Origin of the sequence: Sphingomonas pituitosa NBRC 102491, from assembly GCF_001598435.1 — a bacterium.
Taxonomy (GTDB): domain Bacteria; phylum Pseudomonadota; class Alphaproteobacteria; order Sphingomonadales; family Sphingomonadaceae; genus Sphingomonas; species Sphingomonas pituitosa.
The window spans coordinates 17,194-40,941 of the sequence record NZ_BCYY01000013.1; the positions used below are offsets into that span (position 1 = coordinate 17,194).

Annotated in this window: 26 protein-coding genes and 1 tRNA gene; 10 read left to right on the forward strand and 17 right to left on the reverse strand. The window is 65.7% G+C overall.

The genetic code is table 11. From position 1 onward, the window contains the following. The first annotated feature begins 147 nt into the window (after nt 1-147). The 5 genes from SPI01S_RS11675 to SPI01S_RS11695 all read left to right on the forward strand — a co-directional run bounded on the left by SPI01S_RS11675 (nt 148) and on the right by SPI01S_RS11695 (nt 3,128). Entirely contained in the window at nt 148-711 is a 564-nt protein-coding gene (locus SPI01S_RS11675; RefSeq protein ID WP_066722339.1) for a TspO/MBR family protein, read from the forward strand. 15 nt (nt 712-726) lie between these two features. After that, the gene (locus tag SPI01S_RS11680) at nt 727-1,011 is read left to right on the forward strand and encodes an accessory factor UbiK family protein (RefSeq protein WP_066722341.1); all 285 of its coding nucleotides are present in this window, start codon (nt 727-729) and stop codon (nt 1,009-1,011) included. Between the two features lie 112 nt (nt 1,012-1,123). Then, nucleotides 1,124-1,633, forward strand: a complete 510-nt coding sequence (locus SPI01S_RS11685) for a type III secretion system chaperone family protein (RefSeq protein WP_066722343.1) — start codon at nt 1,124-1,126, stop codon at nt 1,631-1,633. 1 nt (nt 1,634) lies between these two features. Continuing rightward, nucleotides 1,635-2,438, forward strand: coding sequence for a pyrroline-5-carboxylate reductase (gene proC, locus SPI01S_RS11690; RefSeq protein ID WP_066722345.1), 804 nt, complete (start codon nt 1,635-1,637; stop codon nt 2,436-2,438). A gap of 72 nt (nt 2,439-2,510) precedes the next feature. Continuing rightward, complete coding sequence (locus SPI01S_RS11695) at nt 2,511-3,128, forward strand: hemerythrin domain-containing protein (protein ID WP_066722347.1); 618 nt, start codon at nt 2,511-2,513, stop codon at nt 3,126-3,128. Nucleotides 3,129-3,256: 128 nt separating this feature from the next. Here the strand turns inward: SPI01S_RS11695 and SPI01S_RS11700 are convergent, their stop codons facing one another. Continuing rightward, the gene (locus SPI01S_RS11700) at nt 3,257-3,742 is read right to left on the reverse strand and encodes a MarR family transcriptional regulator (protein WP_066722349.1); all 486 of its coding nucleotides are present in this window, start codon (nt 3,740-3,742) and stop codon (nt 3,257-3,259) included. A 69-nt stretch (nt 3,743-3,811) separates the two neighbouring features. Between SPI01S_RS11700 and SPI01S_RS11705 the strand changes: the two genes are divergently transcribed. Together SPI01S_RS11705 and SPI01S_RS11710 are read left to right on the forward strand one after the other, a co-directional pair. Continuing rightward, complete coding sequence (locus tag SPI01S_RS11705) at nt 3,812-4,909, forward strand: branched-chain amino acid aminotransferase (protein WP_066722351.1); 1,098 nt, start codon at nt 3,812-3,814, stop codon at nt 4,907-4,909. Between the two features lie 23 nt (nt 4,910-4,932). Continuing rightward, a tRNA-Gln gene (locus SPI01S_RS11710) sits at nt 4,933-5,007 on the forward strand. A 307-nt stretch (nt 5,008-5,314) separates the two neighbouring features. Here SPI01S_RS11710 and SPI01S_RS11715 read toward each other — a convergent pair. Both SPI01S_RS11715 and SPI01S_RS11720 read right to left on the reverse strand, forming a co-directional pair. Then, nucleotides 5,315-6,793, reverse strand: a complete 1,479-nt coding sequence (locus SPI01S_RS11715) for a lipopolysaccharide biosynthesis protein (protein WP_066722352.1) — start codon at nt 6,791-6,793, stop codon at nt 5,315-5,317. Further along, nucleotides 6,790-7,773, reverse strand: a complete 984-nt coding sequence (locus SPI01S_RS11720) for an MlaA family lipoprotein (protein ID WP_084253422.1) — start codon at nt 7,771-7,773, stop codon at nt 6,790-6,792. The genes SPI01S_RS11715 and SPI01S_RS11720 overlap by 4 nt, the downstream gene beginning before the upstream one ends. Before the next feature lie 277 nt (nt 7,774-8,050). Here SPI01S_RS11720 and SPI01S_RS11725 point away from each other — a divergent pair, with 277 nt between their 5' ends. Genes SPI01S_RS11725 through SPI01S_RS11735 form a run of 3 tightly spaced genes read left to right on the forward strand, consistent with a single transcriptional unit; the run spans nt 8,051 to nt 10,721 of the window. Then, the gene (locus SPI01S_RS11725) at nt 8,051-8,905 is read left to right on the forward strand and encodes a CDP-alcohol phosphatidyltransferase family protein (RefSeq protein WP_066722354.1); all 855 of its coding nucleotides are present in this window, start codon (nt 8,051-8,053) and stop codon (nt 8,903-8,905) included. Then, the gene (locus SPI01S_RS11730; RefSeq protein WP_066722355.1) at nt 8,905-10,002 is read left to right on the forward strand and encodes an inositol-3-phosphate synthase; all 1,098 of its coding nucleotides are present in this window, start codon (nt 8,905-8,907) and stop codon (nt 10,000-10,002) included. Before SPI01S_RS11725 ends, SPI01S_RS11730 begins: the two co-directional genes overlap by 1 nt. Next, nucleotides 9,999-10,721 (forward strand): phosphocholine cytidylyltransferase family protein, encoded by a 723-nt coding sequence (locus SPI01S_RS11735; protein ID WP_066722356.1) that lies wholly within the window; start codon nt 9,999-10,001, stop codon nt 10,719-10,721. The genes SPI01S_RS11730 and SPI01S_RS11735 overlap by 4 nt, the downstream gene beginning before the upstream one ends. A gap of 247 nt (nt 10,722-10,968) precedes the next feature. Here SPI01S_RS11735 and SPI01S_RS11740 read toward each other — a convergent pair whose 3' ends face one another. The 14 genes from SPI01S_RS11740 to SPI01S_RS11805 form a co-directional block, all read right to left on the reverse strand. Then, complete coding sequence (locus tag SPI01S_RS11740) at nt 10,969-11,328, reverse strand: UrcA family protein (RefSeq protein ID WP_084253423.1); 360 nt, start codon at nt 11,326-11,328, stop codon at nt 10,969-10,971. 116 nt (nt 11,329-11,444) lie between these two features. Further along, nucleotides 11,445-11,963: a hypothetical protein gene (locus SPI01S_RS11745; protein WP_245653566.1), complete on the reverse strand. Its 519-nt coding sequence runs from the start codon at nt 11,961-11,963 to the stop codon at nt 11,445-11,447. Nucleotides 11,964-12,108: 145 nt separating this feature from the next. Then, nucleotides 12,109-12,753 (reverse strand): hypothetical protein, encoded by a 645-nt coding sequence (locus SPI01S_RS11750; protein ID WP_066722358.1) that lies wholly within the window; start codon nt 12,751-12,753, stop codon nt 12,109-12,111. Beyond that, on the reverse strand, nt 12,750-13,052 hold the full coding sequence (locus SPI01S_RS11755; RefSeq protein WP_245653567.1) for a PadR family transcriptional regulator: 303 nt from the start codon (nt 13,050-13,052) through the stop codon (nt 12,750-12,752). The genes SPI01S_RS11750 and SPI01S_RS11755 overlap by 4 nt, the downstream gene beginning before the upstream one ends. Before the next feature lie 58 nt (nt 13,053-13,110). Beyond that, a complete protein-coding gene (locus SPI01S_RS11760; RefSeq protein ID WP_218017605.1) occupies nt 13,111-14,616 on the reverse strand; it encodes a serine hydrolase domain-containing protein in 1,506 nt (501 codons plus the stop codon). 350 nt (nt 14,617-14,966) lie between these two features. Next, entirely contained in the window at nt 14,967-16,640 is a 1,674-nt protein-coding gene (locus tag SPI01S_RS11765) for a GMC family oxidoreductase (RefSeq protein ID WP_066722364.1), read from the reverse strand. A 30-nt stretch (nt 16,641-16,670) separates the two neighbouring features. Beyond that, complete coding sequence (locus SPI01S_RS11770) at nt 16,671-17,516, reverse strand: sugar phosphate isomerase/epimerase family protein (protein WP_066722369.1); 846 nt, start codon at nt 17,514-17,516, stop codon at nt 16,671-16,673. Then, on the reverse strand, nt 17,513-18,076 hold the full coding sequence (locus SPI01S_RS11775; protein WP_066722371.1) for a gluconate 2-dehydrogenase subunit 3 family protein: 564 nt from the start codon (nt 18,074-18,076) through the stop codon (nt 17,513-17,515). The genes SPI01S_RS11770 and SPI01S_RS11775 overlap by 4 nt, the downstream gene beginning before the upstream one ends. Continuing rightward, on the reverse strand, nt 18,073-18,903 hold the full coding sequence (locus tag SPI01S_RS11780; RefSeq protein ID WP_066722373.1) for a 3-keto-disaccharide hydrolase: 831 nt from the start codon (nt 18,901-18,903) through the stop codon (nt 18,073-18,075). The genes SPI01S_RS11775 and SPI01S_RS11780 overlap by 4 nt, the downstream gene beginning before the upstream one ends. Before the next feature lie 14 nt (nt 18,904-18,917). After that, a complete protein-coding gene (locus SPI01S_RS11785; RefSeq protein WP_066722375.1) occupies nt 18,918-19,823 on the reverse strand; it encodes a hydroxypyruvate isomerase family protein in 906 nt (301 codons plus the stop codon). Continuing rightward, complete coding sequence (locus tag SPI01S_RS11790) at nt 19,820-20,185, reverse strand: c-type cytochrome (RefSeq protein ID WP_066722377.1); 366 nt, start codon at nt 20,183-20,185, stop codon at nt 19,820-19,822. Before SPI01S_RS11790 ends, SPI01S_RS11785 begins: the two co-directional genes overlap by 4 nt. Then, the gene (locus SPI01S_RS11795) at nt 20,182-21,330 is read right to left on the reverse strand and encodes a Gfo/Idh/MocA family protein (RefSeq protein ID WP_066722379.1); all 1,149 of its coding nucleotides are present in this window, start codon (nt 21,328-21,330) and stop codon (nt 20,182-20,184) included. Before SPI01S_RS11795 ends, SPI01S_RS11790 begins: the two co-directional genes overlap by 4 nt. Continuing rightward, nucleotides 21,327-22,391 (reverse strand): sugar phosphate isomerase/epimerase family protein, encoded by a 1,065-nt coding sequence (locus SPI01S_RS11800; RefSeq protein WP_066722381.1) that lies wholly within the window; start codon nt 22,389-22,391, stop codon nt 21,327-21,329. The genes SPI01S_RS11795 and SPI01S_RS11800 overlap by 4 nt, the downstream gene beginning before the upstream one ends. Next, nucleotides 22,388-23,635, reverse strand: a complete 1,248-nt coding sequence (locus tag SPI01S_RS11805; RefSeq protein WP_245653568.1) for an MFS transporter — start codon at nt 23,633-23,635, stop codon at nt 22,388-22,390. The genes SPI01S_RS11800 and SPI01S_RS11805 overlap by 4 nt, the downstream gene beginning before the upstream one ends. Nucleotides 23,636-23,748: the final 113 nt, after the last annotated feature.

Consider the following 23,748-nt stretch of genomic DNA (forward strand, 5'->3'; position numbering starts at 1 on the left):
CTGTCGTTGTACTGGACCGGGGCATGTGTCCATGCGCCTCGGGTCGTCACGCGCACGTGCCCCAGCGGCGCCCGGGACGTCTTTGCAGATGTTCGACAATCGCCTAGGCCGTGGCGCTGAACCGACAACGAGAACAGGGGAGATCGGGTGAACGCACTGGCATCGAAGGCGCAATTGCGCCGTGGCTTCTGGCGCCGCGCGCTGGCGACGGTGCCGCTGGTGGTGCTGCTCGGCTTCGGATCGGCGCTGGTTGCGCCCGCCGGGGACCAGAATCCATGGTTCACGGCGCTCGCCAAACCGGCGATCCAGCCGCCCAACATCGCCTTTCCCGTTGTCTGGACGATCCTCTACGTGCTGATGGGGCTGGCGCTCGCGCTGGTGCTCAGCGCGCGCGGGGCGCGTGGGCGGACGGCGGCGGTCGGGCTGTTCGTGGTGCAGCTGGCGGTGAACCTCGCCTGGTCGCCGATCTTCTTCCGTTTTCACATGCTCGATCTCGCATTGATCGTGATCGTCGCGCTTGCGGTGCTGGTGGCGGTGACGATGGTCGCCTTCTGGCGGGTCCGCGCGCTCGCCGGGCTGATGCTGCTGCCCTATCTGGCCTGGGTGTGCTTCGCGAGCGTGCTGTTTTCGCAGGTCCGCGATCTGAATCCGCATGCGGAAAAGATTGCGTCGGCGCGCACGAACGCCCACATCGGCCTCGACACGCTTTGACTGAGGTTTTTTGACATGCAGACCGACAACCGCCTGTTCGATGATCTGGTGAAGATGGTGAACGGCGCCGCCGGCACCTTCGCCGGCGTGGCGCGCGAGGCCGAATCCGGTGCGCGCGAACGCGCTCGCGAGTGGATCGGCGGCCTGGACTTCGTCGCCCGTGACGAGTTCGAAGCCGTAAAGGCGATGGCCGCCGCGGCGCGCGACGAGGCCGATGCGCTGAAGGCGCGCCTCGATGCGCTGGAAGCCAAACTCGGCGGCGGCGCCGCGCCGATCGATGCGCCGCAAGGGAACGCGTGACGCTGGCCGGTCTTTCCTTGTCCACAGCTTTAAACGGCGGGGCGCAGGCGCAAGCTTGTGCCCCGTCCGCGTGCTTGGCACTAGCGGGCATGGCTACACGACCGGGGACGACATGGGCATGCTAGACGAAGCGGAATTCGACCGCGACGCCGCCGCGCCCATCGATATGCTCGAAACCTATTTCGCCGCGCATGGCTGGTCCCATGAGCGCGAGGACGACGAGATCGTCGCCAAGGTGAAGGGCAGCTGGACCCAGTACGAACTCCGCGCGATCTGGCGCGAGGACGACGGCGTGCTGCAGTTCATGGGCTTCCCCGACGTGCGCGTGCCCGAGGAACGGCGTGGACCGGTCTATGAGACGATCGGGCTGGTCAACGAACAGCTGTGGATCGGCCATTTCGAGCTCTGGTCCTCGACCGGCATCCTCCTCTTCCGCCACGCTGCGCTGATCGACGGCGACGAGGGCGCATCGTTGACCCTCGCCCAGACCGAGCTGCTGGTGGAAAGCGCGATCGACGAGTGCGAGCGCTTCTACCCCGTCTTCCAGTTCGTGCTGTGGGGCGGCAAGACGCCGAGCGAGGCGATCGCCGCCGCGCTGATCGAGACGCAGGGCGAGGCCTGACATGGCGCTGCTGGAGCGGATCTGGCTGGTCGGTGCCGGCAATATGGGCGGGGCGATGCTCCGCCGCTGGGCAGGGGCAGGGATCGATCCCGCCGCGATCACCGTCATCGATCCGGGCAGCCCGGCGGTGCCCGAGGGCGTCCGGCACGTCTCCACCCCGCCCGTAGGCGAGTGCCCGACCGCGCTGGTGCTGGCGGTGAAGCCGCAGCAGCTCCATGCCGTGGCACCCGTGCTGGCGCCGGTGGTCGCGGGCGTGCCGTTGCTCGTCTCCATCCTCGCCGGTGTCGAAGTCGCCACGCTGGCCAAAGCGCTCGGCGCGAACACGGTCGTCCGCGCCATGCCGAACCTGCCGGTCGCGATCGGCAAGGGCGTGGTGGGCCTCACCACACCGAGCGACGATGCCGACGCACGCGCCGCCGCCGAGACGCTGATGCAGCCGCTCGGCCTCGTCGAATGGGTGCCGAGCGAGACGATGCTGGACGCGCTGACCGCGCTCGCCGGCTGCGGCCCGGGTTTCGTCTTCCGCTTCGTCGACGCGCTGGCCGAAGCCGGTACGGCGCTGGGCCTGCCGGCGGACCAGGCACAGCGGCTGGCGCTCGCCACCGTCGAAGGCGCCGGCCTGATGGCTGCGGCGGCGGACGAGAGTCCGGCGGTGCTGGCGGACCGCGTCGCCAGCCCGGGCGGCTCGACCCGTGAGGGCCTCAACGTGCTCGACCGCGACGATGCCTTGAAGACGCTGCTGCGCGCGACGCTCGCGGCTTCTGCCCGGCGCAATGCCGAAATGGCGGCCGAAGCGCGCAAATAGCGCGTTCGTCTACGGAACGCCTAGTATCCCCGACGGTTAAGTCTCCGATCTCTTGTATCGACGGAGGCTGATATGGCTACGACGACCGAACGCGACGCGAAGCGTACTTCGAAGACGAACGCCACCAACACCGCCAAGTCCGGCGGCGGCACCAGCCTGGGCGTGATCGCCGGCGCGGCCGCAGGCGGCGCGGCGCTGGGCCTGCTGGCGATGCTCGGCCGCAAGGCGGCGGTGCAGGCGCCCAGCGCGCTCGCCGGAAACTGGGACGATGCGCTCAAGGCCGAGCACAAGGCCGTGCTCAAGGTGTTCGACACGCTCGAGGCGACCGACGACAAGGCGACCATCCGCCGTAACATGCTGCTCGCGCACATCAAGCATGCGCTGGTGAAGCACGCGATCGAGGAAGAGAACGTCATCTACCCGGCGCTCCGCGAAGCGGGCAAGGCCGAGCAGGCGGACGAGCTCAACGCCGAGCACGGCTATGTGAAGCAGTTCCTCTATGAACTCGAAAACATGCCGAGCACCTCGCCCAAGTGGCTGGAGAAGGTGAAGGAATTCCGCGCCGCGCTGGAAAAGCACATCCGCGAGGAAGAGGACCAGCTGTTCCCCGAACTCCGCGCCCAGCTGAGCGAGGAAAAGAACAAGGCGCTGACCCTCGCGATGAACAAGGAAGGCTTCAAGGTCGCCTGAACGACCTTCCCGTCCTTCCGGCGAAAGCCGGAATCCATTGGGGCCTCCATCTCGGCTTCTGCCGTGATCGAGCGGCGAATGGATCCCGACTTCCGCCGGGATGACGGTCTTCCGGAGCGCCGGGGCCTTCAGCGCCCCAGCGTCGCCACCCGGCCGCGCTCGTCCTCGGGCATCAGCCCTTCGAGCACGGCCCAGAATCCCCCGACGGCTCCCTGGCCGGCGCTTGAATAGGCGCCGGCCATTTTTTCGCGCAGTGCCTCGAACAATTCGGATTCGAGCCTGACACCCGCGTCGGTGAGCCGCAGTAGCCGTTGCCGCCGGTCGCGCGTGCCCGCCCGCGTCTCCACCAGCGCGCGCTCGGCCAGCTCCCCCAGCACCCGCCCCAGCGACTGTTTGGTGATCGCCAGCAGCGACAGCAGCTCGCTCACCGTCAGGTCGGGCTTGCGGGCGATGAAATAGAGCGCGCGGTGGTGCGCCCGACCCAGCCCCTGGCGCGCCAGCCCGTCGTCGATCGAGCGGGTGAGGTGCGAATAGCCGAAATAGAGCAGCTCGATGCCGCGCCGGATTTCGGGTTCGCGCAGGAAGAGGGGAGAGGCAGGAATTGGGGCAGCCATGTTGACCGTTTCTGCCACCGCGCCTAGTCCTGCGCAACCCGAGGCTCTGGGGACGAGAAAGACCGAGTGATGGAAGACGCGACGATCCTGGATTTCGAATTCGAGGCCCACACCAACCCGCGTGACCGCGACGCGCGTGCGGCGATCCTCGCGAACCCTGGCTTCGGCAAGACCTTTACCGATCACATGGCGGTGATCCGCTATTCGGTGGACAAGGGCTGGCACGATGCGCGCATCGTGCCCTATGCGCCGCTCCAGATCGATCCCGCCTGCGCGGTGCTCCATTATGCGCAGGAGATTTTCGAAGGCCTCAAGGCCTATCGCCTGCCCGATGGCGGCGCGGGGCTGTTCCGCCCCCAGGAAAATGCCCGCCGCTTCCGCGAATCGGCCGAGCGCATGGCGATGGCGCCGCTGCCGGAGGATCTGTTCCTTTCTTCGATCCGCGCGCTGGTCCAGGCGGACCGCGACTGGATTCCGGAAGGCGAGGGCGCCTCGCTGTATCTGCGCCCCTTCATGTTCGCGAGCGAGACCTTCCTCGGCGTGAAGCCGGCGAGCGAATATCTCTACCTCGTCATCGCCTCGCCCGCAGGCGCTTATTTCAAGGGCGGCGCGCCTTCGGTGACGCTCTGGGTGTCCGATCACTATACCCGCGCGGCGCCGGGCGGCACGGGTGCTGCCAAGTGCGGCGGCAACTATGCCGGCAGTTTGGTCGCCCAGGCCGAGGCGATCCGCCAGGGCTGCGACCAGGTGGTCTTCCTCGATGCGGTCGAGAACCGCTATGTCGAGGAGCTCGGCGGCATGAACGTGTTCTTCGTTTTCGAAGACGGGTCGATCTCCACCCCGCCGCTGTCCGGCACGATCCTGCCGGGCATCACCCGCGAATCGCTGATCACGCTGGCGCGCGACGCCGGTGTGGAGGTCCGCGAGGAACGCTATTCGATCGACCAGTGGCGCGACGACGCCAAGAGCGGCCGCCTGCGCGAGGCGTTCGCCTGCGGCACCGCCGCGGTGGTGACGCCGATCGGTGCGGTGCGCGGCACCGGCTTCGAGTTCCAGATCGGCAATGGCGGTCCGGGTCTGCTGACCGAACGGCTGCGCGAGCAGCTGGTGGGAATCCAGCGCGGAACGGTGGAAGACCCGCACGGATGGCTTGAACGTCTGTTCTGAGGCTCTATAAGCCCGCTTCCCGTTGGGGCGTCGCCAAGTGGTAAGGCAACGGTTTTTGGTACCGTCATTCGGAGGTTCGAATCCTCCCGCCCCAGCCAGTTTTCTCCTAAGCCATTGAAATAACGGCGAAACATCCTTCGCACCCGCTGGATTGCGCCGGTGGGTTTCGCGACTCCCTGTCGAGATGCCGTTGCCTGCCATCCAGAATGTAGAGCGCCGAGGCGCCGTCTACTACCGGCGCCGTACCGTCCGTTTTCAGGATGGTAAGCCTTTCACCCTACGCCTCAGCCTTCCGCGATCGTTGTTACCTCGGGCCCGCAATCCTCAGCGATTCCGGCGCGGTACTCACCGGATGGGTACCTCTCACCGGCCCCCAAGATGGAAGCGAGCACGTTCATCCACGCCTCAGGCCATCTGAAGATGGAATCCGCGTTCAGCGAATTTTCTCGTCGCGAAGAAAATAGCCCCCGCAGCAGCCGTGGCGACAATAGCAGGCACTATCGATGTCAGATCAAAGCTGGCGACCGCTACCAGGATCACAGCTCCGCCAGCAGCGAAAGCGAGGGCTGTCGGGATCAGCGGCCGTAGCGGGGAGGAAACGGCGAAGTGTGAACGGATCATTCTTCGCCGGATCAATGCCTTGGCACTATAGCCCAGCAACAGCCCCAAGGCGATGCCGACCATCCCGAAGCGCGCGAGGAGGAGGGATGCCACCATGCCGATGGCTGTGCCTGCAACCGTGATCGCAAGCCCGTGCCCCGGTGCGCGATACGCAAACAGTAGATCGGCAATGCCGAAGCTGGCCTGCAGAATCTCGGCAAGGCACAGGATCAGCAGCGGAGCATAGGCGGCAGGATAGGAGCCGCCAAGCAGGTGCAGGATCGCCGCTCCCATGCCGGCGATCAACAGGAAGGTCGGCAACTGCAAATCCAATATCTTCCTGCTCACGCCGGCAATGGTGCGCATCGCGCGATCGAGGCCGAAAAGTCCTACTTCCCGCGCAACGATGGGCGTCAACAGGGCGTCAAATGACTGGCGCACCTGCCGAAGGGGGGTGCAAACCTGCCGTGCCACACCGTAGATGCCTGCGGGTGCCTCGCCCAGCATCAAGCCCACGATGTAAAGGTCTACCCGCTCTGCAAGCGCGGTGACGCAATCCGTCGCCGTTACCCAACCGTTGCGGCGCATCGTGCTGAACAACTGCTGAAAACCGGACGACCTTAGGGTCGCGCCTCGCATGTCAAAGCTCCGCAGCACCCCTGACAGTGCAAAAACCATTGCCGCAAGCGTGCCGGCGGCATAGCCCGTCACAAGGCCGAATTGCGGTGCACCAAACCAGAAGGCGGCCACGGATACCAGAACGGCCACATAGGGTTCGATGATGCTTCTGCAGAGCACCTCATAGCGGACAAGCCCCTGCCAGCGTGTGGCCGCGAGCAGGAGATCCAGCAGCGCTTGCCCGATGATGACCGGTGCCATCCAGATAAGGGTCCATCCAACAAGTCCCAGCCCTGGCAGGAGCAATATGCAGGAGACAATCAGCGCACTGACCAACAGGCTGACACTGACGACGATCAGGCCCGTTTCGAGCAGACGGTCCCCTGGCGAGGTCGAATGCTCCTTATTTTCCAGAATCTGGAAAAGCATGGTCTTCATGCCCGCACCGCCGATCGTGACGGCAACCTCAACGACAGCGAGCGCGACACTGTAAGCGCCATAGAGCGTGGCGCCATACAGTACGGCGGCCACCAGCAGGAACGACAGGCGCGCCCCGAACTTGATGGCGAATCCGCCGCCTACGGCCAGCGCGCCGCGATGGAGGCGTTCATTTCCATCGGAGTTCTGTGCGTCGGGTGTCACAGGCGACGACCCGTCAACGGTCATTTGGCGCCATCCGGGAGAGGCGGCTCTGCAGGCTTGTCCGATTGCGCCTCCGGCTTCACCTGGCGATGGCCGTGAACATGCAGCGCGTCGATTTCCGCCTGCCTGGACTGGAGGTAGGATGCGCGGGACGCTGCATATGGGTCCGGCGAATCGCGAAACGATTGCAGCTTTTCGTCGAATTCGACCCGGTAGTCCAACGTTCCGATGATCGTGGCGGGCAACGTATACCAGACGCGATTAAAGGGCTTTCCGACCGTCGCGGGTAATATCAGCCTGTCCACCGAAAGGCCTACTAGATCGCGCACCGTCGTCGGTCCGACGAGCGGAAGGAAGAGAAAGGGCCCTGGCTTTACGCCATAGAAACCCATCGTGTTGGCAAAGCTGTTGCGCCTTTTGGGCAGCTTGAAAGGTGCCTTCTTCGCTACGTCAACTACGCCGGCGATGCCGAGCGTAGAATTGACTCCGAAGCGCCCAACCGTTTCGAAGGCTTTTCCTATCTTGTGCTGCAGGAGATAATTTAAAAAAACGATTGGTTCGTTCAAATTATTGAAAAAGTGACGTAATCCTGAGCGGAGAAACGACGGAATTATTTTGGAATAGGCCTTGGCCGCAGGTGCGACGACCAGCTTGTCAGCCGTCTGTACGACGGCATATGTCTTCAGGTTCACTTCCTGAAGAGGATCCTCGCGGGGTGGACGTGGCCTGGCGCGGACGATGATCTCAGCATCTTCCGCTTTTTCCTGTTCGGTTCGCTCGGTTGCGCCGCTGGTCACCTGAGGAGCAGGCGGAGTCGGCGGAACCGTGGCTTGCCCCGGCGATACCGTGGCTTGCCCCGGCGACGATGTGGATTCGGCATCTGCTGCGGGCAGTACGACGGAAACGACCGGCACGGCGATCAACTCGTCGGTCGTGCCTGCCGCGTCCGGCGCCGCAGGGTCGCTCATCAGGAGCATTGCCGCCATTAGCGTAGAAACACCCATTATTTGGCATTCATGGCGGCGTGACTCGCTGGATTCGGAACGGGACTGGGTCAACAATGGCCGACATTCCGATCGTCCGGAGAGGTCGGCATGACAGGGTTATGTCAGACACAAATCGTCCCTTATCAGCAAACCCCGGCGAGAGTCACCGCCAATTCGCTGCCATGAGGGCGCCGGATGCAGCCCATCGCCACAACCACCGGTCTGGACCGGCGGCTGGCAGGCCCTCTGCAAATCGCTTGCCAACCGGACACCATAATCCGTAGATTACGGCTTCATGACGCTTTCCATCCCCGACCTGTCACGCGACCGTCGGATAGAAGATCCGACAAATCTCTGGATTATACATCCAGCGGCACGCCGCCTTCTGCCCTGGTTCCTCAAGCGCGGAATCTCCGCCAATGCGGTCTCTTTGGCCGGGCTGGCCCTTGGCCTGTCGGCGGCGCTCGCCTACACCCAGTGGAAAATCTGGGCTTTTGCCATTGTCGGCTTGCTGCTGTCCGTCGGCTGGCTTGTCGCTGACGGGTTGGACGGGATGATCGCGCGGGCCACGGGCACCGCCAGTCCGCTGGGGCGCGTGCTGGATGGGTTGTGCGACCATGGCGTTTTCATCCTGATCTATGTGTCGCTGGCCCTGTCGATCGGCACATTGGAAGGCTGGGCACTGGCGGTCGCCGCGGGCGTTGCCCATATGGTTCAGTCCAACCTGTACGAGAGCGAGCGCGCCCGCTTTCACCGGCGTTGCAAGGCGGTGGCGATGATCGCCCGTCCTGCCCCCAGCCGCAACCCGCTCGTTCAACTCTATGATTATGGCTGGGGAATGCTGGATCGCGTCGCCGCTCGGTTTGATGACGCGCTGGCGCATCACCACGCTCCCTCCGACCTTGCGGCAACCTATGGCGCCCTGGCTGCTAGGCCGATGCGGCTGATGAGCCTGTTGTCCGCCAATGTGCGGGTCTATGCGATTTTCCTTGCCTGCTTTGCAGGCAATCCACGCCTGTTCTGGTGGTTCGAACTCGTCCCACTGAACATCATCCTCATCTTCGGACTTTTCCAGCACCGCATCGTCGAGAATCGCCTAAGAACAGTGCCGGAGGATAGTTTCCAACAAATCAAAGGAAGTAACAAGTAATGCCGGCCATTAACATTGCCATCGTCGGGGTGGGAAATTGTGCCAGCTCTCTCGTGCAGGGCCTTTCCTATTATCGCGAAGGTGCAAATGAGACAGTCGGGCTCATGCATTGGGACCTAGGCGGTTACAAGCCGAACGATATCCGCGTCGTAGCGGCCTGGGACGTTGATCAGCGGAAAGTCGGCAAGGACGTGTCCGAGGCGATTTTCGCGAAGCCGAATTGCACCGCCATCTTTTGCGAAACCGTTCCCCCCACGGGAACGAAGGTGCAGATGGGGCATATTCTTGACGGCGTCGCCGAACACATGTCGGATTATGACGATAACCGGACCTTCCTGCTTGCCCGCGAGAAGGAGGCCTCCAAGGCGGAAGTGGTTGCCGCTCTGCGCGAGACCAAGGCCGACGTGCTGATGAACTATCTGCCGGTGGGTTCGCAGGCCGCCAGCGAGTTCTACGCCGAATGCGCGCTCGAGGCGGGTGTGGCATTCGTCAACAATATTCCGGTGTTCATCGCGAGCGACCCCGTATGGGCGGAACGCTTCACCAAGGCCGGCGTGCCGATCATTGGCGACGACATCAAGGCGCAGCTCGGTGCCACCATCGTGCATCGCGTGCTGACCGACCTGTTCGCCAAGCGGGGCGTGAAGCTGGAGCGAACCTATCAGCTCAACACCGGTGGCAACACCGACTTCCTCAACATGTCCAATCATCGCCGTCTCGCCTCCAAGAAAATCTCGAAGACCGAGGCGGTGCAGTCGGTCGCTGCGGAGCGTCTGGAAGACGAAAATGTGCATATCGGCCCGTCCGACTATGTGCCTTGGCAGAACGACAACAAGGTCTGCTTCCTGCGGATGGAAGGGACCATGTTCGGCGGTGTGCCGATGAACCTCGAGTTGCGCCTTTCCGTCGAGGACAGCCCCAACAGTGCGGGCGTCGCCATCGACATGATCCGGTGCGCCAAGCTGGCGAAGGATCGCGGTCTGGCGGGGCCGATTGATGCGGCATCTGCCTATTTCTGCAAGCATCCGCGTTTTCAGATGACCGATGATCTGGCGGCGCGCGCGGTCGATGATTTCATTGCCATTGCGGCGGAATGATCGAAACCGGCATTGTTCTCGCGGCAGGCGAAGGCTCGCGCCTTCGCGCTGTCGCCCCGCTCAAGCCGCTCTGCCTCGTTGACGGGCGGACACTGCTTGCCCATGCCGTGTTCGGCATGGCGCAGGCAGGGCTGGCGCGGGCAGTCGTGGTCGTCGGCTATGAGGCAGAGACGATCGAATCCTACGTCGCGGCGCAAGACTGGCCGATCATCGTCGAGACCGTACGGGTAGAAGATCATCGGCATCCCAACGGCTCGTCGCTGCTCGCAGCAGAGCCGCTGCTAGGCGGTGCCGAGGCGATCCTTGCGATGTGCGACCATCTGGTCGAACCCCAATTCTATCGGCGAATGGCCGGCACGGATACGGGCGGCGGTGCGTCGCTCGGGATCGACCGTCGGCTCGATAATGATTGGATCGATCTTGACGATGTGACGTGCGTTCAGACGGACGGCGACCGCGTGGTCGGCATCGGCAAGGGCCTGGCGCTCTATGATTGCTTCGATACCGGCGTCTTCGCTGTCGGCAAGGGCCTCTTCGATGCACTCCGCGGATTGGAAAGGCCCTCTCTCACCGAAGGGATGCGGCGCCTGGCATCCGAGCGGGCCGCTGGCATCAGGGATTGCAGCGATCTTGAATGGATCGATGTGGACGATGAGCGGGCATGGCGCGTTGCAGAAACATGGCTCGCATCCAGTCGTCTTGGCGCAGGTGACGCTTAGGATCGGCGCGACTAGCGGCCAGGGTGATGCGGGGACCGGGATGCGGGATCACCCCAGGCACGAATATCGAAGGACCATGGCGCCGCCCGGCCGCCCAGCCGCCCGGCGGGCACGCGATCGAACGCCGTCGCGATGGTTCAGCGCTGCCGATGATCGCTGTCGGCAGGCGCTTGTCCGCCCCTGAGCAGCGGAAAGCCGGCACTGTCGTGGCGGCTTCTGCTCCTGGACGGGCGCGGTCGAGGGCGGGCTAATTCGGTTTGCGCAACACCGGCATTCGGCTTCCATCTTGTTCTCGACGCCCTGCGCGATACGCCCTTCGGACGGCCGCAGGCATATGCTGTGCCAGCAGGATAGCGGCGGCGCCGGGGCAGTGCCGCCCGCTCGCCAGCCGCGCATCGAACCTCGTCTCCGGGTCCATCGGGTCGTAGGCCTCGCAAAAGGCGGCAGCAGCACGTTCGACCCGGCGTACCAGCCTGGCGCGATCGTCTGCGGTATCAAGCCGCAGATCGCGATAGGCGACTGTCATGCGCGGCGGGAATGCCATCGCCGACGTGCCGCTGGCGCAAGCCGGCAGCAGCGCGGCGCTGAGGAGCACCAACAACTTCATGATTGTCTCCGCTATAGGAGGATTGGCGTTGATCGCGCCGAAGGGCGACGGCCACGGTTCCGCCTGGCCGATCAGGCCGGGGCGGGGTTACGTCCGTCCGCGGCCAAGCGGCCGGCTCACCTCAGGCGGCGGAAATGGAAGTTCCTGACGAAGGGCGCTCCGCCCGAGTCCGCCGCAGCGGCAGATTCGGTCATTTCCTTGCCGTCCAACGACACCGCATATACCCGCACCGAGCCCAGCATCTTGTTCTTCGAAAGGCTCATGACCAGCACGTTGGGCGCGGGCTGGTTGATCGCGGCGCTGTCCGCTTCCGACAGATCGCCTTCGCCTGCCGACGCCAATCCGTCGCGCGCATAGCGTACCGTCATGTGGCGGACGCTGCCGTCCGGCGCGGTGATGTCGACGGTTGTCCGCCAGTGGCCGGCGCCGGCATCCTCGAAAGTGTAGAGGACGCGGCGGGGCGGGGGACCATAGTTGGCCGGCATGCGGCTGAGGTCCAGCTCCCAGGTCCCGAGGAAGGGGGACCGGCCGGCGGCGGTGGTATCCTCCGGCCCCGCGACGGCCGGCATGGCGGACATCACGAACAAGGCTGTCGCCGAACAGCGCAGGATGGAACGCAGGACTGCGGTTCGCATACGTCTTCTCCTTGCCCCGAGGGTGCGGCGGGGCTTCCGCGGCGACGAACGCGTCGCTTCACGGCACCGCTTGCGGCCATGCGGCCTCACGCTCCGGGGCGGTGCACCCGAAGAACGTCTCGAACTCTGTTGCCGTACGACGCGGTTACCGCGCCGGATTGGGCGCCGGACCGGGCGAGAAATGCGCGTGCCAGCGCGCCACGCTGGCGATGATCGCCAGCTCGATCGCGAGCACCGCGCCCTGGAGCAGCGCCTGCCGGCCATCGATGAACAACACGCTCATGAACATCACCAGCGTCGCCGATGCGGCCAGGCTCAGGCTGCCCCAGCGAAGTGCTGCCGCCCAATCGCGTTCCAGAACCACCCAGGCGATCCGCAGGTGCCCCAAACCGATCAATAGCTGCAGCAGCGCCAGCGACGGGATCGCTGCCTGATAGACACCGCGCAGCAGGCTCTCCTGCAGACCGCCGTCGATCATCGCGCCGCCCAGCCCGTGCCGGCCGGGATAGAGATAGGGCAACCCGAACAGCGCGCAGCCGATCTGCAGCGCGGCCATGGGCAGCAGCACCCCGATCGCCACGGCATAGCTGGTGAGGACGAATTGTCCTTCCTCGGCCGCGAACAGGCCGCGCCCTGCGGCGAGAAGGCACCCGAATGCGAACTGCACCGGTGCGCCTTCGGCCATCGCTGTTTCCAGTTCCGCCTCCATCGCCATGGCCCAGTCGCGCTTGCGCTCGCCGAGGCAAGCGGCCGCCAGGCGCAGCAGCGCGCGTGCGAACAATGCCTTCATGCCAGCGCTCCCTTGAACGGTTGGCCCGGCGCGCTGCCGGCGAGGTCGCGCGCGAGGGCGGCGCCTGCCGAGGTCAGGCGATAGGCGTGGCGCGCGGGACGCCCGGGCTGTGCGGGCTCGCGCCACTCGGCCTCGACGAGCCCCTGCTCCGTCATCCGCATCAGCAGCGGATACAGCGTCCCGGACAACAGGCCGGTGACCTTCATCAGGTCATACCCATGCCGCCATTCGCCACGCGCTTCCGACAGCGCTTCGAGGAGGCGGTACATCTGCTTCGAGGGCTGTCGTTTACGAACCATGACGCCATACCAACATATGTAGATTTAAGAGTCAAGCGCAGGCGCCGCGTCGATTGCGTCAACGGTCCTTGCCCGACGCCGACGGCGCTGCGGTCGAGCGGACCATGCGCATCGGCGGCCCGCCTTCGACGATCGTGAAGCTTGCATACTCTGCATCGAAGGCGATCACCACGCCCAGCACATGGGAGAAGAACCGCGTCGGCGAGAGCGCCGCCAGCCGCTCCGGGCTAGGCGCGCCCGCATCGGCGAACAATCCGTCGGGACGGGCTTCCAGGCGCACCGAAAGGCCCCCGCCCTCGAACCGACCCGCTGCCCTTGCCAAAACCGCAAGCGGAAGCCGCTTTTCCGGCACCGCCGGCGGCGCGATGTCCGTCCAGCCATAGTCGGTCGCCACCGCGCGGACGACTTCGTCGATCAGCCGCCGCCCCTGTCCGCCATTGGTGAGCGCGACGATGCCTTCGCCCTTTTCGGCATAGGCGATCATGAACGACTGGAAGCCCTCGTTGACCCCGTCGTGCCCGAAGCGTTTGGGCGCGGTGGTATAGAGTTCGACGCCCAGTCCCCAATGGTCTTTGACCGGGGTCAGCATCGCCCGCGCCATCGCCGGGGACAGCCGATGTCCCCGCTGGCCGGCGGCCGACGCCTGAAGGTCGATCAGCATGCGTGCGAGATCGCCGGCGCTCGTCCAAAGCCCTGCAGGCGCCAGTTCGGGATAGACATGATAGTTGCCGGGAACTGGGCGGCCCGCCACATGGCCGAAGGCGATGTCGGCAAGGATGTCGGGCGACGGCGGCTGCGCGAAGGCGCTCCGCGTCATGTGCAGCGGGCCCAGGAGCTCGCGCTGCACCAGTTCGGCGAACGGCAGGCCGGTCGCATCCTGCAGGGCGAGCTGCGTGAGAACATAGCCACCGCCGGAATACTGGAATTGTGCGCCCGCCGGCAGCACGCTGCGCACCGCCATGCTGTTGGCGGGGGCCACGCCGTCCAGGATCTGCACCGTCGTCGGCAAGGGCGCTCCGGGCAGGTAGCCGGCGAAGCCATGCACGCCCAGCCCGGCCGTGTGGCTCAGCAATTGCCGCAGCGTGACTCCCTGCGGAGCCAGATGGGCGTCGCCGGGGAGATGCCAGCCGCGCAAGGACAGGTTGATGTCGCCGTCGAGCGACAGCTTGTGCTGCTCCACCATGCGGAGCGCGACGACGGCAGTCGCGACCTTGCTGATCGACGCAGCTTGGAACGCCGTCTCCGGCGTGACGGGCGCGCAACTGGCAGTATCCCGCACGCCCCAGCCGCGGGCCCAGTCGATCCGGCCTCGGTGGATGACCGCGACGCTGATCCCCGGTACGCCATATAGCCGCATGCGCGCTGCCAGGCTGGACGGCGCGTCCCCCGGCGCGCGCACCGGCGACAACAAATTGGTCTCGACGGCGCGGGTGTGGATGTTGCTGCGGCCGCCCGCATCGCGGTTCGGCATCGGGCAAGGCAAGGGCGAGACTTGTGCCATCGCCGGAGCCGCGGCGGCCGTGCCAGCCAAGAACGCGAGCATGGCGATTCGTGCGTAGGTCATTGCTGCATCTCCAGCGACGTCCATCCGCGATAGGGAATACCCCGGAAGCTGACGCCAGCGGAGAAATATCAACATATGTAGATTTTAGAGTCAACGATGGCTGCGCCGATATCCGCACCATCAGTTTGACGCCGTTCGCTGGGGGCTGCTTCCTCGGGACGCCCTTCAAGGCTCCTGAACGGCCGTCTTCCGGCACATGGCTCCCGGTCTGCTCATGGACGTGGGAATGGCGGGGTTCGGCAAGAACAGCCGTTCGGGCGCGGGTGCGGGGGAGCGGGCTGAGTCGGTCGCAAGCGGCCGGCTCGCAAGCCGAAGTGGAGCGCGCCGGCACTGGCGCGCTCCACTTCGGATCAGGCGCGCAGCTGCTTCACGGCATGGTCGGCGGCGCGCATCGTCAGCGCCATGAAGGTCAGCGACGGGTTGACGCACGAGGCCGAGGCCATCTGCGCGCCGTCGGTGACGTACAGGTTCGGTGCGTCATGCGCCTGGCTGAAGCCGTTCAGCACCGAACTGCGCGGATCGGCGCCCATCCGTGCGCCGCCCATCTCGTGGATGGCGTCGCCGGGCACATGCTCGCCCTCGTTGCTCGTCACGTTGACGAGGCCGGCCGCGCGCAGCATCGCTTCGCCCTGGACCTTGGCATCGGCGATCAGCTTCAGCTCGTTCTCGCGGAAGGTCACGTCGAAGCGCATCAGCGGCACCCCGAAGCGATCGACCTTGCTGGCATGCAGCGAAACGCGATTGTCCTTGTAGGGCAGGCACTCGCCGAACGCGCCCATGCTGAACCGCCACGGGCCGTAGCGGCGCATGGCGTGCTTCATCGATGCGCCGAAGCCCACCGGCGCGGCCGGCACGCGCCAGGCGCTGCCCTGATAGCCATAGCCGCGCTTGAAGCCGACGCCTTCCTCGCCGCCGATGTTGCGGAAGCGCGGGATGTAGACGCCGCCCGGCCGCCGGCCATATTCGATGAAGTCGGTCATGCCCGGGATCTCCCCGTCGATGCCGACGCGGAAGATGTGGTCCATCACATAGCGGCCCAGCGTGCCGCTGCTGTCGAAATGGCTGCGCTCACTGCCTGCGGGCCGCGAGTTGAGCAGGATCTGGTTCGATCCCATCGCCGAGGCGCAGAGGAACACCAGGTCCGCGTTCACCACCTGGGCCTGGCCGGTCTTGGCATCGACATAGCGGACGCCGGTCACGCGCTTCTTCGCCGCGTCATATTCGATATTGGTGACCACCGCGTCGGACTGGAGCGTCAGCTTGCCCGTGGCGCGCGCGGCGGGGAGGGTGACCGCCTGGGTGGAGAAATAGGCCCCGAACGAACAGCCATTGCCGCATTGGTTGCGGAACTGGCACTTGGTGCGGCCCTGGTCGGGCTTGTCCTCGGTCATGTTCGAGAGGCGGGTGTTGATCAGCTTGCGGCCGGGGAATTTGGTTTCCAGCTGCTGCTTCAGCCACTTCTCGGCGATGTTCATCGGCATCGGCGGCTGGAAGTTGCTGTCCGGCAGATAGGGCAGGTTTTCGCGCGAGCCCGAGACTCCGATATAATCCTCGACCTTGGCGTACCACGGCGCGAGATCGTCATAGCCGATCGGCCAGGCGCCATCGATCCCTTCGCGCTGGTTCGCCTCGAAATCCTGCGGGCTCCAGCGGAAGCTCCAGCGGCCCCAGATCAGCGACTTGCCGCCGACCGCGCCGGGGCGGATCCAGTAGAATTTGCTGCCCTCGTCGAAGGCATAGGGGTTCATGCGGTCGTTATTGTAGAAGCCCATGTTGCTGGGCTGGACGTAACCGCGCTTGGCGATGAAATAATCTTTTTCCTGCAGCGGCTTGGGCATGATGTTGTGGGCGGGCACGTCATAGGCCGGCTTGCCGTCGTACGGATAGTCCTCGCCATGCTCGACCATGCGGCCGCGATCGAGCATCAGGACGCGAAGTCCCTTCTCGGTGAGTTCCTTCGCGGCAAAGCCGCCGCTGACGCCCGAGCCGATGACGATCGCGTCGAACCTGTTGGTTGCAGCCATTTTATTTCCCTCTCCCAGGGAGTGTTATGGTTAGAAGCGCAGCGTTTGCAGCGTCTTGAAGCTGGTGGTGATGTCCGGAAGATAGGGCGCGGGCGCCTGATCATTCTCGACATAGAAGTGGCGGACGTGCGCGCTCGACGGCCGCTTGAACAGCGCCGCGAAGTCGATCGTGCCGGTGCCCACCGCCGCCATGCTGCCGTCGGCGCGCATGTCCTTGACGTGGTACGAATAGATCCGCTTGTTCAGCCGGTCGACCAGCGCGGCGAGGTCCTGGCCGGCGCGCTTCGCCCAATAGAGGTCGAGCTCGATCTTCACCAGCGCGGGATCGGTTTCCTTGAGGAACCGGTCGTACAGGCTCACGCCGCCGGGCTTGTTGGTGAACTCGAAATCATGGTTGTGATAGGCGAAGTCGAGGCCCGCCTGCTTCAGTTCGCGCGCGAACTTGGTGAAGTTCGGCAGCGCCGCGTTCCAGCCCGCTTCGGTGCGGTGCTCGTCGGTCATGTAGGGCAGCACCACGGTCTTGGCGCCGAGCGTGCGGGCCATCGCCACCGACTTGTCGAACTGGCCGAGCAGCGCGTCATAGCCGATGTGCAGCGACGGGCAGCGCAGGCCGGCCTTGTCCATCGTGCCGCGGAGCATCGCCGGGTCCATGGCCTCATAGCCGCCACCGCCGAACTCGACCTCGCGATAGCCGATCCTGGCGATTGCCTCGAGCGTGCCCGCCGGATCCTTCTGGAAGATGTCGCGCACGGTGTAGAGCTGGATGCCGACCGCGGGGATCTGCGCGGCAAAGGCCTGCGGGATCAGGCGATCCATCAGCGCGAGGGCAGTGACGCCGCCGGCGCCGGCGAGCAGAGTACGACGGGTGATCATCATGCGCTGTACACCTTGTTGACCTGGGAATAGGGGAAGGCGCCGTTATATTCGCCCGGCACCGGCAGATATTCGCGTTCCTGGGTGATCCCGACTTCCGAGGTGTAATACCCCGTGATCACCAGCTGGCGGAATGCCTCGAAGAAGGTCTTGCCGCCCGCGATCTCGCCGTTCATCGCCAGGGTGAGCAGCGCATCCTGCTGCTCCGGCGTGGCCTTGGTGGCGGCGACCTTATAGTCCTGCTGGGCACGCGCCTCGATCGCGTCGAGCCCGGCGAGGATCGGCACGCGGTCCGCCGGCATCGCCCAGTCGGCAAGCAGCTTCTCGATGAAGGCGGGGACGCCCGCGGCGATCGCGCCCGGCGTGTCGGTGGTGGGGATCACGCGTTCGCTGAGCGCGGTCATCAGCGCGCGCTGCGCCGGATTGAACACGGCCACGCTGGGCGGACCCTCGGGAATGAGCTGCGTCGCGGTCATCTGCGCGGCGCGGGCGATGGGAGCGAACACGCCCGCACCGAACAGGGCGAGCACGCCGGTGAGCGCGGCGCGACGATCAATGGTCATTTGCAGTCTCCCGGAAGGTCCTGCGCGATCGCCGCCTCGGGCAGCGGGCGCACCCAGATGTTGCGGAACGACACCGGCGAGTCGTGGTCCTGCAGCTGGATCGGCAGGGCATCGGCATGCGCGGTATATTCGGCGACGTGGCGCCAGTTGGTGGTGCCGAGCATCGCCTGGTGGTTCTGCACCAGCACCCCGTTGAGGAAGGCGGTGATATAGGCCGGGCGCAGCAGCTTGCCGTCGGTAGCGAAACGCGGGCGCTCGAAGACGATGTCGTAGCTCTGCCACTCGCCGGGCTTGCGCGACGGGTTCACCAGCGGCGGCTTCCAGCCATAGACCCCACCGACCGTACCGTCGGCATAGGTCGGGTTCTGATAGCCGTCGAGGATCTGGATCTCGTAGCGCTGCATGAACCAGATGCCGCTGTTGCCGCGATCCTGCGAGCTCTTGGTAGGCGGGTTGGGCGAGCGGAACTCCAGGTGAAGCTGGACGTCACCGAAGCTCTGCCTGGTGATCATCGCATTCTCGCCGCCGCTGCTGGCGCGGCTCGGCACGGTGAGCACGCCGTTCGCCACCGGCCACAGCGTGCGCTGCGCGGTCCAGGCATCGAGCGAGCGGCCATCGAAGAGCACGACCGCATCCGAGGGCGCGCCGCCCGGCTGTGGGGCAGGGGTGACGACGGTGGGATAGGGCCGATCCGAGTCATGGACGTGCCAGTTCCCGCCGCCCGGCAGGATGGGCGTATCCTTGAACCCCGGTTTCTCCTGCGCTGCTGCGGGCGTCGCGGCGAGGACCGCCAGACCCGCGAGCAGCACGCTTGTGCGTCTCGACATGATTCTCTCTCCCCTCAGACGGCGTCGATGGTGCGGTAGGCGGCAATCAGCCGTTCCTCGCCCGCTCGCCCCTTGATCGAATTGCCATGTTCCATGCCGATCACCCCGGCATAGGCGCGCTGGCGCAGCCAGCGGACGATATTGGTGAAGTTCACTTCGCCGGTCCCCGGCTCGTTGCGGCCGGGATTGTCGCCGAACTGGATATAGCCGATCTCGTTCCAGCAGGTGTCGAGCGTCGGGATCAGGTTCCCGGACTGGATCTGCTCGTGGTAGAGGTCGGCGAGGATCTTCACCCCCGGGCTGTTCGCCCCGCGTGCTACGGCATAGCCTTGCGCGATGCTCTGCATGTAGACGCCCGGATGGTTGGTGCGGGTGTTGAGCGGCTCCATCACCATTGCGATATCGTGGGGCGCGACGATGTCGCCGGCGCGGCGCATCACGTCGATCACGCGGGCGGTCTGGATATCGAGCGGCACCTTGGGATCGAGGAAGCCGGTGACCACCGTCATCCGCGTCGCGTTCAGCCGCTTGGCGACATCGATCGAGGCGCGGATGTCCGCCAGGAACGCCTCGCGTTCCGCACCGTCATTGGCACCCAGGATCGGCCGCGACTGCCCCCATTTCGGCATGGAGGCGACGAACACCCCCATCTTCATGCCGCGGCTGGACAGCGCCTTGGCCATCGCGACCTGCTCGTCGATGCTGCGGCCGGCCGCCTCATTGTCTTCCCAGGCGGTGAAGCCCTGGTCGGCGGCGAAGGCGATCTGCTCCAGCCGGTTGCCGCGGCTGGCGAAGCTGCCTTCGTGCGGCGCGTAATGGAGCGAGAAGCGCGCCGCGTTCGACTGGCCGCGCGCAGCGGAGGATGCCACCAGCGGCGCCGCAGCGGCGCCTGCCAGAACGGTGCGGCGCGACACGCTCATTTGCCGCTCATCGCTTTCAGATAGGCGATGATCTGCTGGCGCTTCGCCGGATCGGCCATGCCGATCGGCATGCGCGTGCCCGGCACCTTCTTCATCGGCGCGGCGATGAACTGGTCGAGCGTCGCGGGATCCCAGGACAGCTTCGCATTCTTGAGCGCGGTCGAATAGTTGAAGCCCGGTGCCGAGGCGGCCGGGCGGCCGACCACGCCGTTCAGATTGGGGCCGACGCCGTTCTTCCCGCCCTTCTCGACGGTGTGGCACGCCTTGCACGCCGCAAAGGCGGGCGGGGCGGCGGTCTGCGCCCAGGCGGGCGCGCTCGCCGTCAGCGCCGCGGTTGCGGCAAGTGCCATCCAGAACTTCATTGACGCTCTCCGAGTAGGATCTCTGTCCATTTGGTGTCGGCCTTTGCGTTGGCGATCATCGCCTCGACGAAGGCCATCGTCCGCAGGCCATCCGCGACGCCCGGCACCTGGCCGGCCGAATCACCGCGAACAATGGCTGCGAAGCCACGATAAAGATTTGCAAAAGCTTCGATATAGCCTTCCGGATGTCCGGCCGGTGTACGGAGCAGGGGACTGGTGCTCGTCCCCAGGCCGGGCCCGCCTGCACGCAGGATCTCCGCGGGGCGATCGAGCCAGCGCAGGGTGAGCGTGTTCGGCTCCATCTGCGCCCATTCGAGACCGCCGCGCTCGCCATGAATGCGCAGGCGGAGCCCGTTTTCCTCGCCGGCGGCGACCTGCGTCGCCTTGAGGGTGCCACGCGCACCGCCCTCGAAGCGGAGCAGCGCGCTGACGTCGTCGTCCAGCCGCCGGCCGGGGACATGGGTGGCGAGTTCGGCGGACAGCGTGTCGACCCGCAGGCCGGAGACCAGTTCGGCGAGGTGGAAGGCGTGGGTGCCGATGTCGCCGAGGCAGCCGCCCAGGCCCGCGCGCGCCGGATCGGTGCGCCATTCGGCCTGCTTGTTGCCTTCGGTATCGAGCGGGCCGCTCAGCCAGCCCTGGATATACTCGACCTGCACGAGCCGGATCGCGCCGAAATCGCCGCGGGCGACGCGGGCGCGCGCCTCCTCGACCAGCGGATAGCCGCTATAGGTGAAGGCGAGGCCGAAGTGCTTGCCGCTTGCCTGTGCGGCAGCAGCGATGGCGCGGGCCTCGTCGCCGTTCATCGCCATCGGCTTTTCGCAGAAGACGTGGAAGCCGGCGTTCAGCGCAGCGATCGCAACGGGGGCATGGAGATGGTTCGGGGTGACGATCGCCACTGCGTCGATGCGCTCGTTCTCCGGCAGCGCCGCTTCGCTCGCGAGCAGCGCGTCATAGGTTGCATAGACCCGCGCCGGATCGAGCCCGAGCAGGTCGCCGGTCCGCGCGTTTTTACCGCCATCTGTGCTGAACGCGCCCGCCGCCAGCCGCCAGTCGCCGTCGAGCGCCGCGGCCATGCGGTGGACGGCGCCGATGAACGCACCTTCGCCGCCGCCGACCATGCCGAGCTTCAACGGGTGCCGGATCATGCGTCTTGGCTTCCCAGCCCAAGCAGATTGCGGATCGCGCCCTTGTCGACGCCGCTCGAGGCGAAATCGTCGAACGCGCGCTCGGTGACGCGGATGATATGGTCGCGGATGAACGGCGCGCCTTCGCGGGCGCCGTCCTGGCTGTTCTTCAGCGCGCATTCCCATTCGATCACCGCCCAGCCGCGATAGCCGTACTGGGCGAGCTTGCTGAAGATGCCGATAAAGTCGACCTGGCCGTCGCCGGTCGAGCGGAAGCGGCCGGCGCGGTTCACCCAGCTCTCATAGCCGCCATAGACGCCGCTGCGCCCGGTCGGGTTGAACTCGGCGTCCTTCACATGGAAGCACGAGATGCGGTCGTGGTAGCGATCGATGAAGTCGAGATAGTCGAGCTGCTGCAGCACATAGTGCGACGGATCGAACAGGATGCGCGCGCGGGGATGGTTGTCGACCGCCGCGAGGAAGCGCTCCCAGCTGGCGCCGTCATGGATGTCCTCGCCGGGATGGATCTCGAAGGCGCAGTCGACACCGGCTTCCTCGAATATGTCGAGGATGGGCACCCAGCGGCGGGCGAGTTCGGCGAACGCCTCTTCGACGAGGCCCGCCGGGCGCTGCGGCCAGGGATAGACATAGGGCCAGGCGAGCGCGCCGGAGAAGGTGGCATGCGCCTTCAGCCCCAGCCGTCCGCTGGCGCGCGCGGCGAGCTTGACCTGCTCGACCGCCCAGGCCTGGCGCTCGGCGGGCTTGCCGTGCAGCTCGGCGGGCGCAAAGCCGTCGAAAAGCGTGTCATAGGCCGGGTGCACGGCGACGAGCTGGCCCTGGAGGTGCGTGGAAAGCTCGGTCGGCTGGATGCCGAACTTGTCGAGCCGGGCGCGGAGATCGTCGCAATAGGCCTGGCTTTCGGCGGCCTGCTTAAGGTCGATCAGGCGGGGATCGCAGGGGATCTGCACGCCTTCATAACCGAGGCCCGCAGCCCATTCGGCCATGTGGTCGAGCGTGTCGAACGGCGCCTTGTCGCCGAGAAACTGGGCGAGGAAGATGCCCGGGCCCTGCATCGCGGTCATGCGTGCGCCTCCTTGGCGGGATTCTTGAAGGTGAACTGGAAGAGCAAAGCGATCACCGCGGCGGCGATCGCCGGGTACCACCAGAGCTGGTGCCAGTCGGCCACGGTCGCGCCTTCCGGCAGCTGGGCATAGAGCAGCCCGCCGATTTGCGAGCCGAGCAGCATGCCGACGCCATAGGTGAACAGCGTCAGCATCCCCTGCGCCTGGGCGTTGACGCCCTTGGGCGTGGCGATGGTGCCGGTATAGATCGCGCCGGCGACGAAGAAGAAGTCGTAGCACACGCCGTGCAGTGCGACGCCGAGATAGATCGCCCAGATGCCCGCGCCGCCGTCGCCGATCGCGAACAGCGCGTAACGCAGCGCCCAGGCGATCATGCCGACGAGCAGCAGCGGCTTCACTCCGAAGCGGCGATACAGAAAGGGCATCGAGAACATGAAGACCAGCTCGGACATCTGGCCGATCGCCAGCGTGCCGCCGACATTCTCGATCCCCACCACGCCGACATAGGGCGAGGCATAGGCGTAATACATCGCCAGCGGGATCGAGATCAGCGTCGCGCAGAGGATGAAGACCAGGAACGAGCGGTTGCGCATCAGGCCGAAGGCTTCGGTGCAGAACACCTCCGCGACCAGGCTCTTGCCCTGCGGGGCATCGGGCTGAACGTTCGGCAGGGTGATGCTGTAGAGGCCCAGCGCGAGCGAGACGACGCCCGCCGCCTCGAAGATGTGCGGGCTGGCCGACAGGCCCGCCCAGCCGATGAGCAGCCCCGCGACGATCCACCCCAGCGTGCCGAACGCGCGGACGAAGGGGAAGCGATCGACCCGCTCGCCGAAGCTCTTGAGCGCGATCGTGTTCGCAAGGCCCACCGTCGGCATGTAGAGGATCATGTAGCCGAGTAGCAGCCAGACGAAACTGGCGCCATGCTCGGGCGTGAGCAGCGTGGGGAGGAGGAAGAGCAGCACGCCGCCGACGAGGTGCAGCACCACCATCAGCATCTTGGGGCTGAGGAACCGTGCCGCCGCCATGCCGAGCAGGAACGAGCCGACGATCGAGGCGATCGGGCCGACCGAAAAGGCGTTGGCGATCAGGCTGCCCACGCCGACGGTCTGCATCACCAGACCCAGCGTGACGTTCCACGCGCCCCATACGAAGAACTGCATGAACATCAGCGCGCTGAGGCGCCCCGTGAGCAATCCCGATACGGATTGCGTGCTGTTCATGGCGATCCCTTCAGCAGCGGCCATTCGCTTCCTCTCCCCCGGATGCGGCTTTGCCGCTGTTCGAATCGCAGCCTATGCACACGGAGTAATGATGTAAAGGATTACATTGGCAGGGCTCGACACGGCTCGCCGCACGC

Bases quoted from the DNA above. Each gene is read 5' to 3' on its own strand.
- SPI01S_RS11680 (WP_066722341.1), top strand. From the start codon at position 727: ATGCAGACCGACAACCGCCTGTTCGATGATCTGGTGAAGATGGTGAAC.
- SPI01S_RS11685 (WP_066722343.1), top strand. From the start codon at position 1,124: ATGGGCATGCTAGACGAAGCGGAATTCGACCGCGACGCCGCCGCGCCC.
- proC (WP_066722345.1), top strand. From the start codon at position 1,635: ATGGCGCTGCTGGAGCGGATCTGGCTGGTCGGTGCCGGCAATATGGGC.
- SPI01S_RS11695 (WP_066722347.1), top strand. From the start codon at position 2,511: ATGGCTACGACGACCGAACGCGACGCGAAGCGTACTTCGAAGACGAAC.
- SPI01S_RS11700 (WP_066722349.1), bottom strand. From the start codon at position 3,742: ATGGCTGCCCCAATTCCTGCCTCTCCCCTCTTCCTGCGCGAACCCGAA.
- SPI01S_RS11705 (WP_066722351.1), top strand. From the start codon at position 3,812: ATGGAAGACGCGACGATCCTGGATTTCGAATTCGAGGCCCACACCAAC.
- SPI01S_RS11715 (WP_066722352.1), bottom strand. From the start codon at position 6,793: ATGACCGTTGACGGGTCGTCGCCTGTGACACCCGACGCACAGAACTCC.
- SPI01S_RS11720 (WP_084253422.1), bottom strand. From the start codon at position 7,773: ATGGGTGTTTCTACGCTAATGGCGGCAATGCTCCTGATGAGCGACCCT.
- SPI01S_RS11725 (WP_066722354.1), top strand. From the start codon at position 8,051: ATGACGCTTTCCATCCCCGACCTGTCACGCGACCGTCGGATAGAAGAT.
- SPI01S_RS11730 (WP_066722355.1), top strand. From the start codon at position 8,905: ATGCCGGCCATTAACATTGCCATCGTCGGGGTGGGAAATTGTGCCAGC.
- SPI01S_RS11735 (WP_066722356.1), top strand. From the start codon at position 9,999: ATGATCGAAACCGGCATTGTTCTCGCGGCAGGCGAAGGCTCGCGCCTT.
- SPI01S_RS11740 (WP_084253423.1), bottom strand. From the start codon at position 11,328: ATGAAGTTGTTGGTGCTCCTCAGCGCCGCGCTGCTGCCGGCTTGCGCC.
- SPI01S_RS11745 (WP_245653566.1), bottom strand. From the start codon at position 11,963: ATGCGAACCGCAGTCCTGCGTTCCATCCTGCGCTGTTCGGCGACAGCC.
- SPI01S_RS11750 (WP_066722358.1), bottom strand. From the start codon at position 12,753: ATGAAGGCATTGTTCGCACGCGCGCTGCTGCGCCTGGCGGCCGCTTGC.
- SPI01S_RS11755 (WP_245653567.1), bottom strand. From the start codon at position 13,052: ATGGTTCGTAAACGACAGCCCTCGAAGCAGATGTACCGCCTCCTCGAA.
- SPI01S_RS11760 (WP_218017605.1), bottom strand. From the start codon at position 14,616: ATGACCTACGCACGAATCGCCATGCTCGCGTTCTTGGCTGGCACGGCC.
- SPI01S_RS11765 (WP_066722364.1), bottom strand. From the start codon at position 16,640: ATGGCTGCAACCAACAGGTTCGACGCGATCGTCATCGGCTCGGGCGTC.
- SPI01S_RS11770 (WP_066722369.1), bottom strand. From the start codon at position 17,516: ATGATGATCACCCGTCGTACTCTGCTCGCCGGCGCCGGCGGCGTCACT.
- SPI01S_RS11775 (WP_066722371.1), bottom strand. From the start codon at position 18,076: ATGACCATTGATCGTCGCGCCGCGCTCACCGGCGTGCTCGCCCTGTTC.
- SPI01S_RS11780 (WP_066722373.1), bottom strand. From the start codon at position 18,903: ATGTCGAGACGCACAAGCGTGCTGCTCGCGGGTCTGGCGGTCCTCGCC.
- SPI01S_RS11785 (WP_066722375.1), bottom strand. From the start codon at position 19,823: ATGAGCGTGTCGCGCCGCACCGTTCTGGCAGGCGCCGCTGCGGCGCCG.
- SPI01S_RS11790 (WP_066722377.1), bottom strand. From the start codon at position 20,185: ATGAAGTTCTGGATGGCACTTGCCGCAACCGCGGCGCTGACGGCGAGC.
- SPI01S_RS11795 (WP_066722379.1), bottom strand. From the start codon at position 21,330: ATGATCCGGCACCCGTTGAAGCTCGGCATGGTCGGCGGCGGCGAAGGT.
- SPI01S_RS11800 (WP_066722381.1), bottom strand. From the start codon at position 22,391: ATGACCGCGATGCAGGGCCCGGGCATCTTCCTCGCCCAGTTTCTCGGC.
- SPI01S_RS11805 (WP_245653568.1), bottom strand. From the start codon at position 23,635: ATGGCCGCTGCTGAAGGGATCGCCATGAACAGCACGCAATCCGTATCG.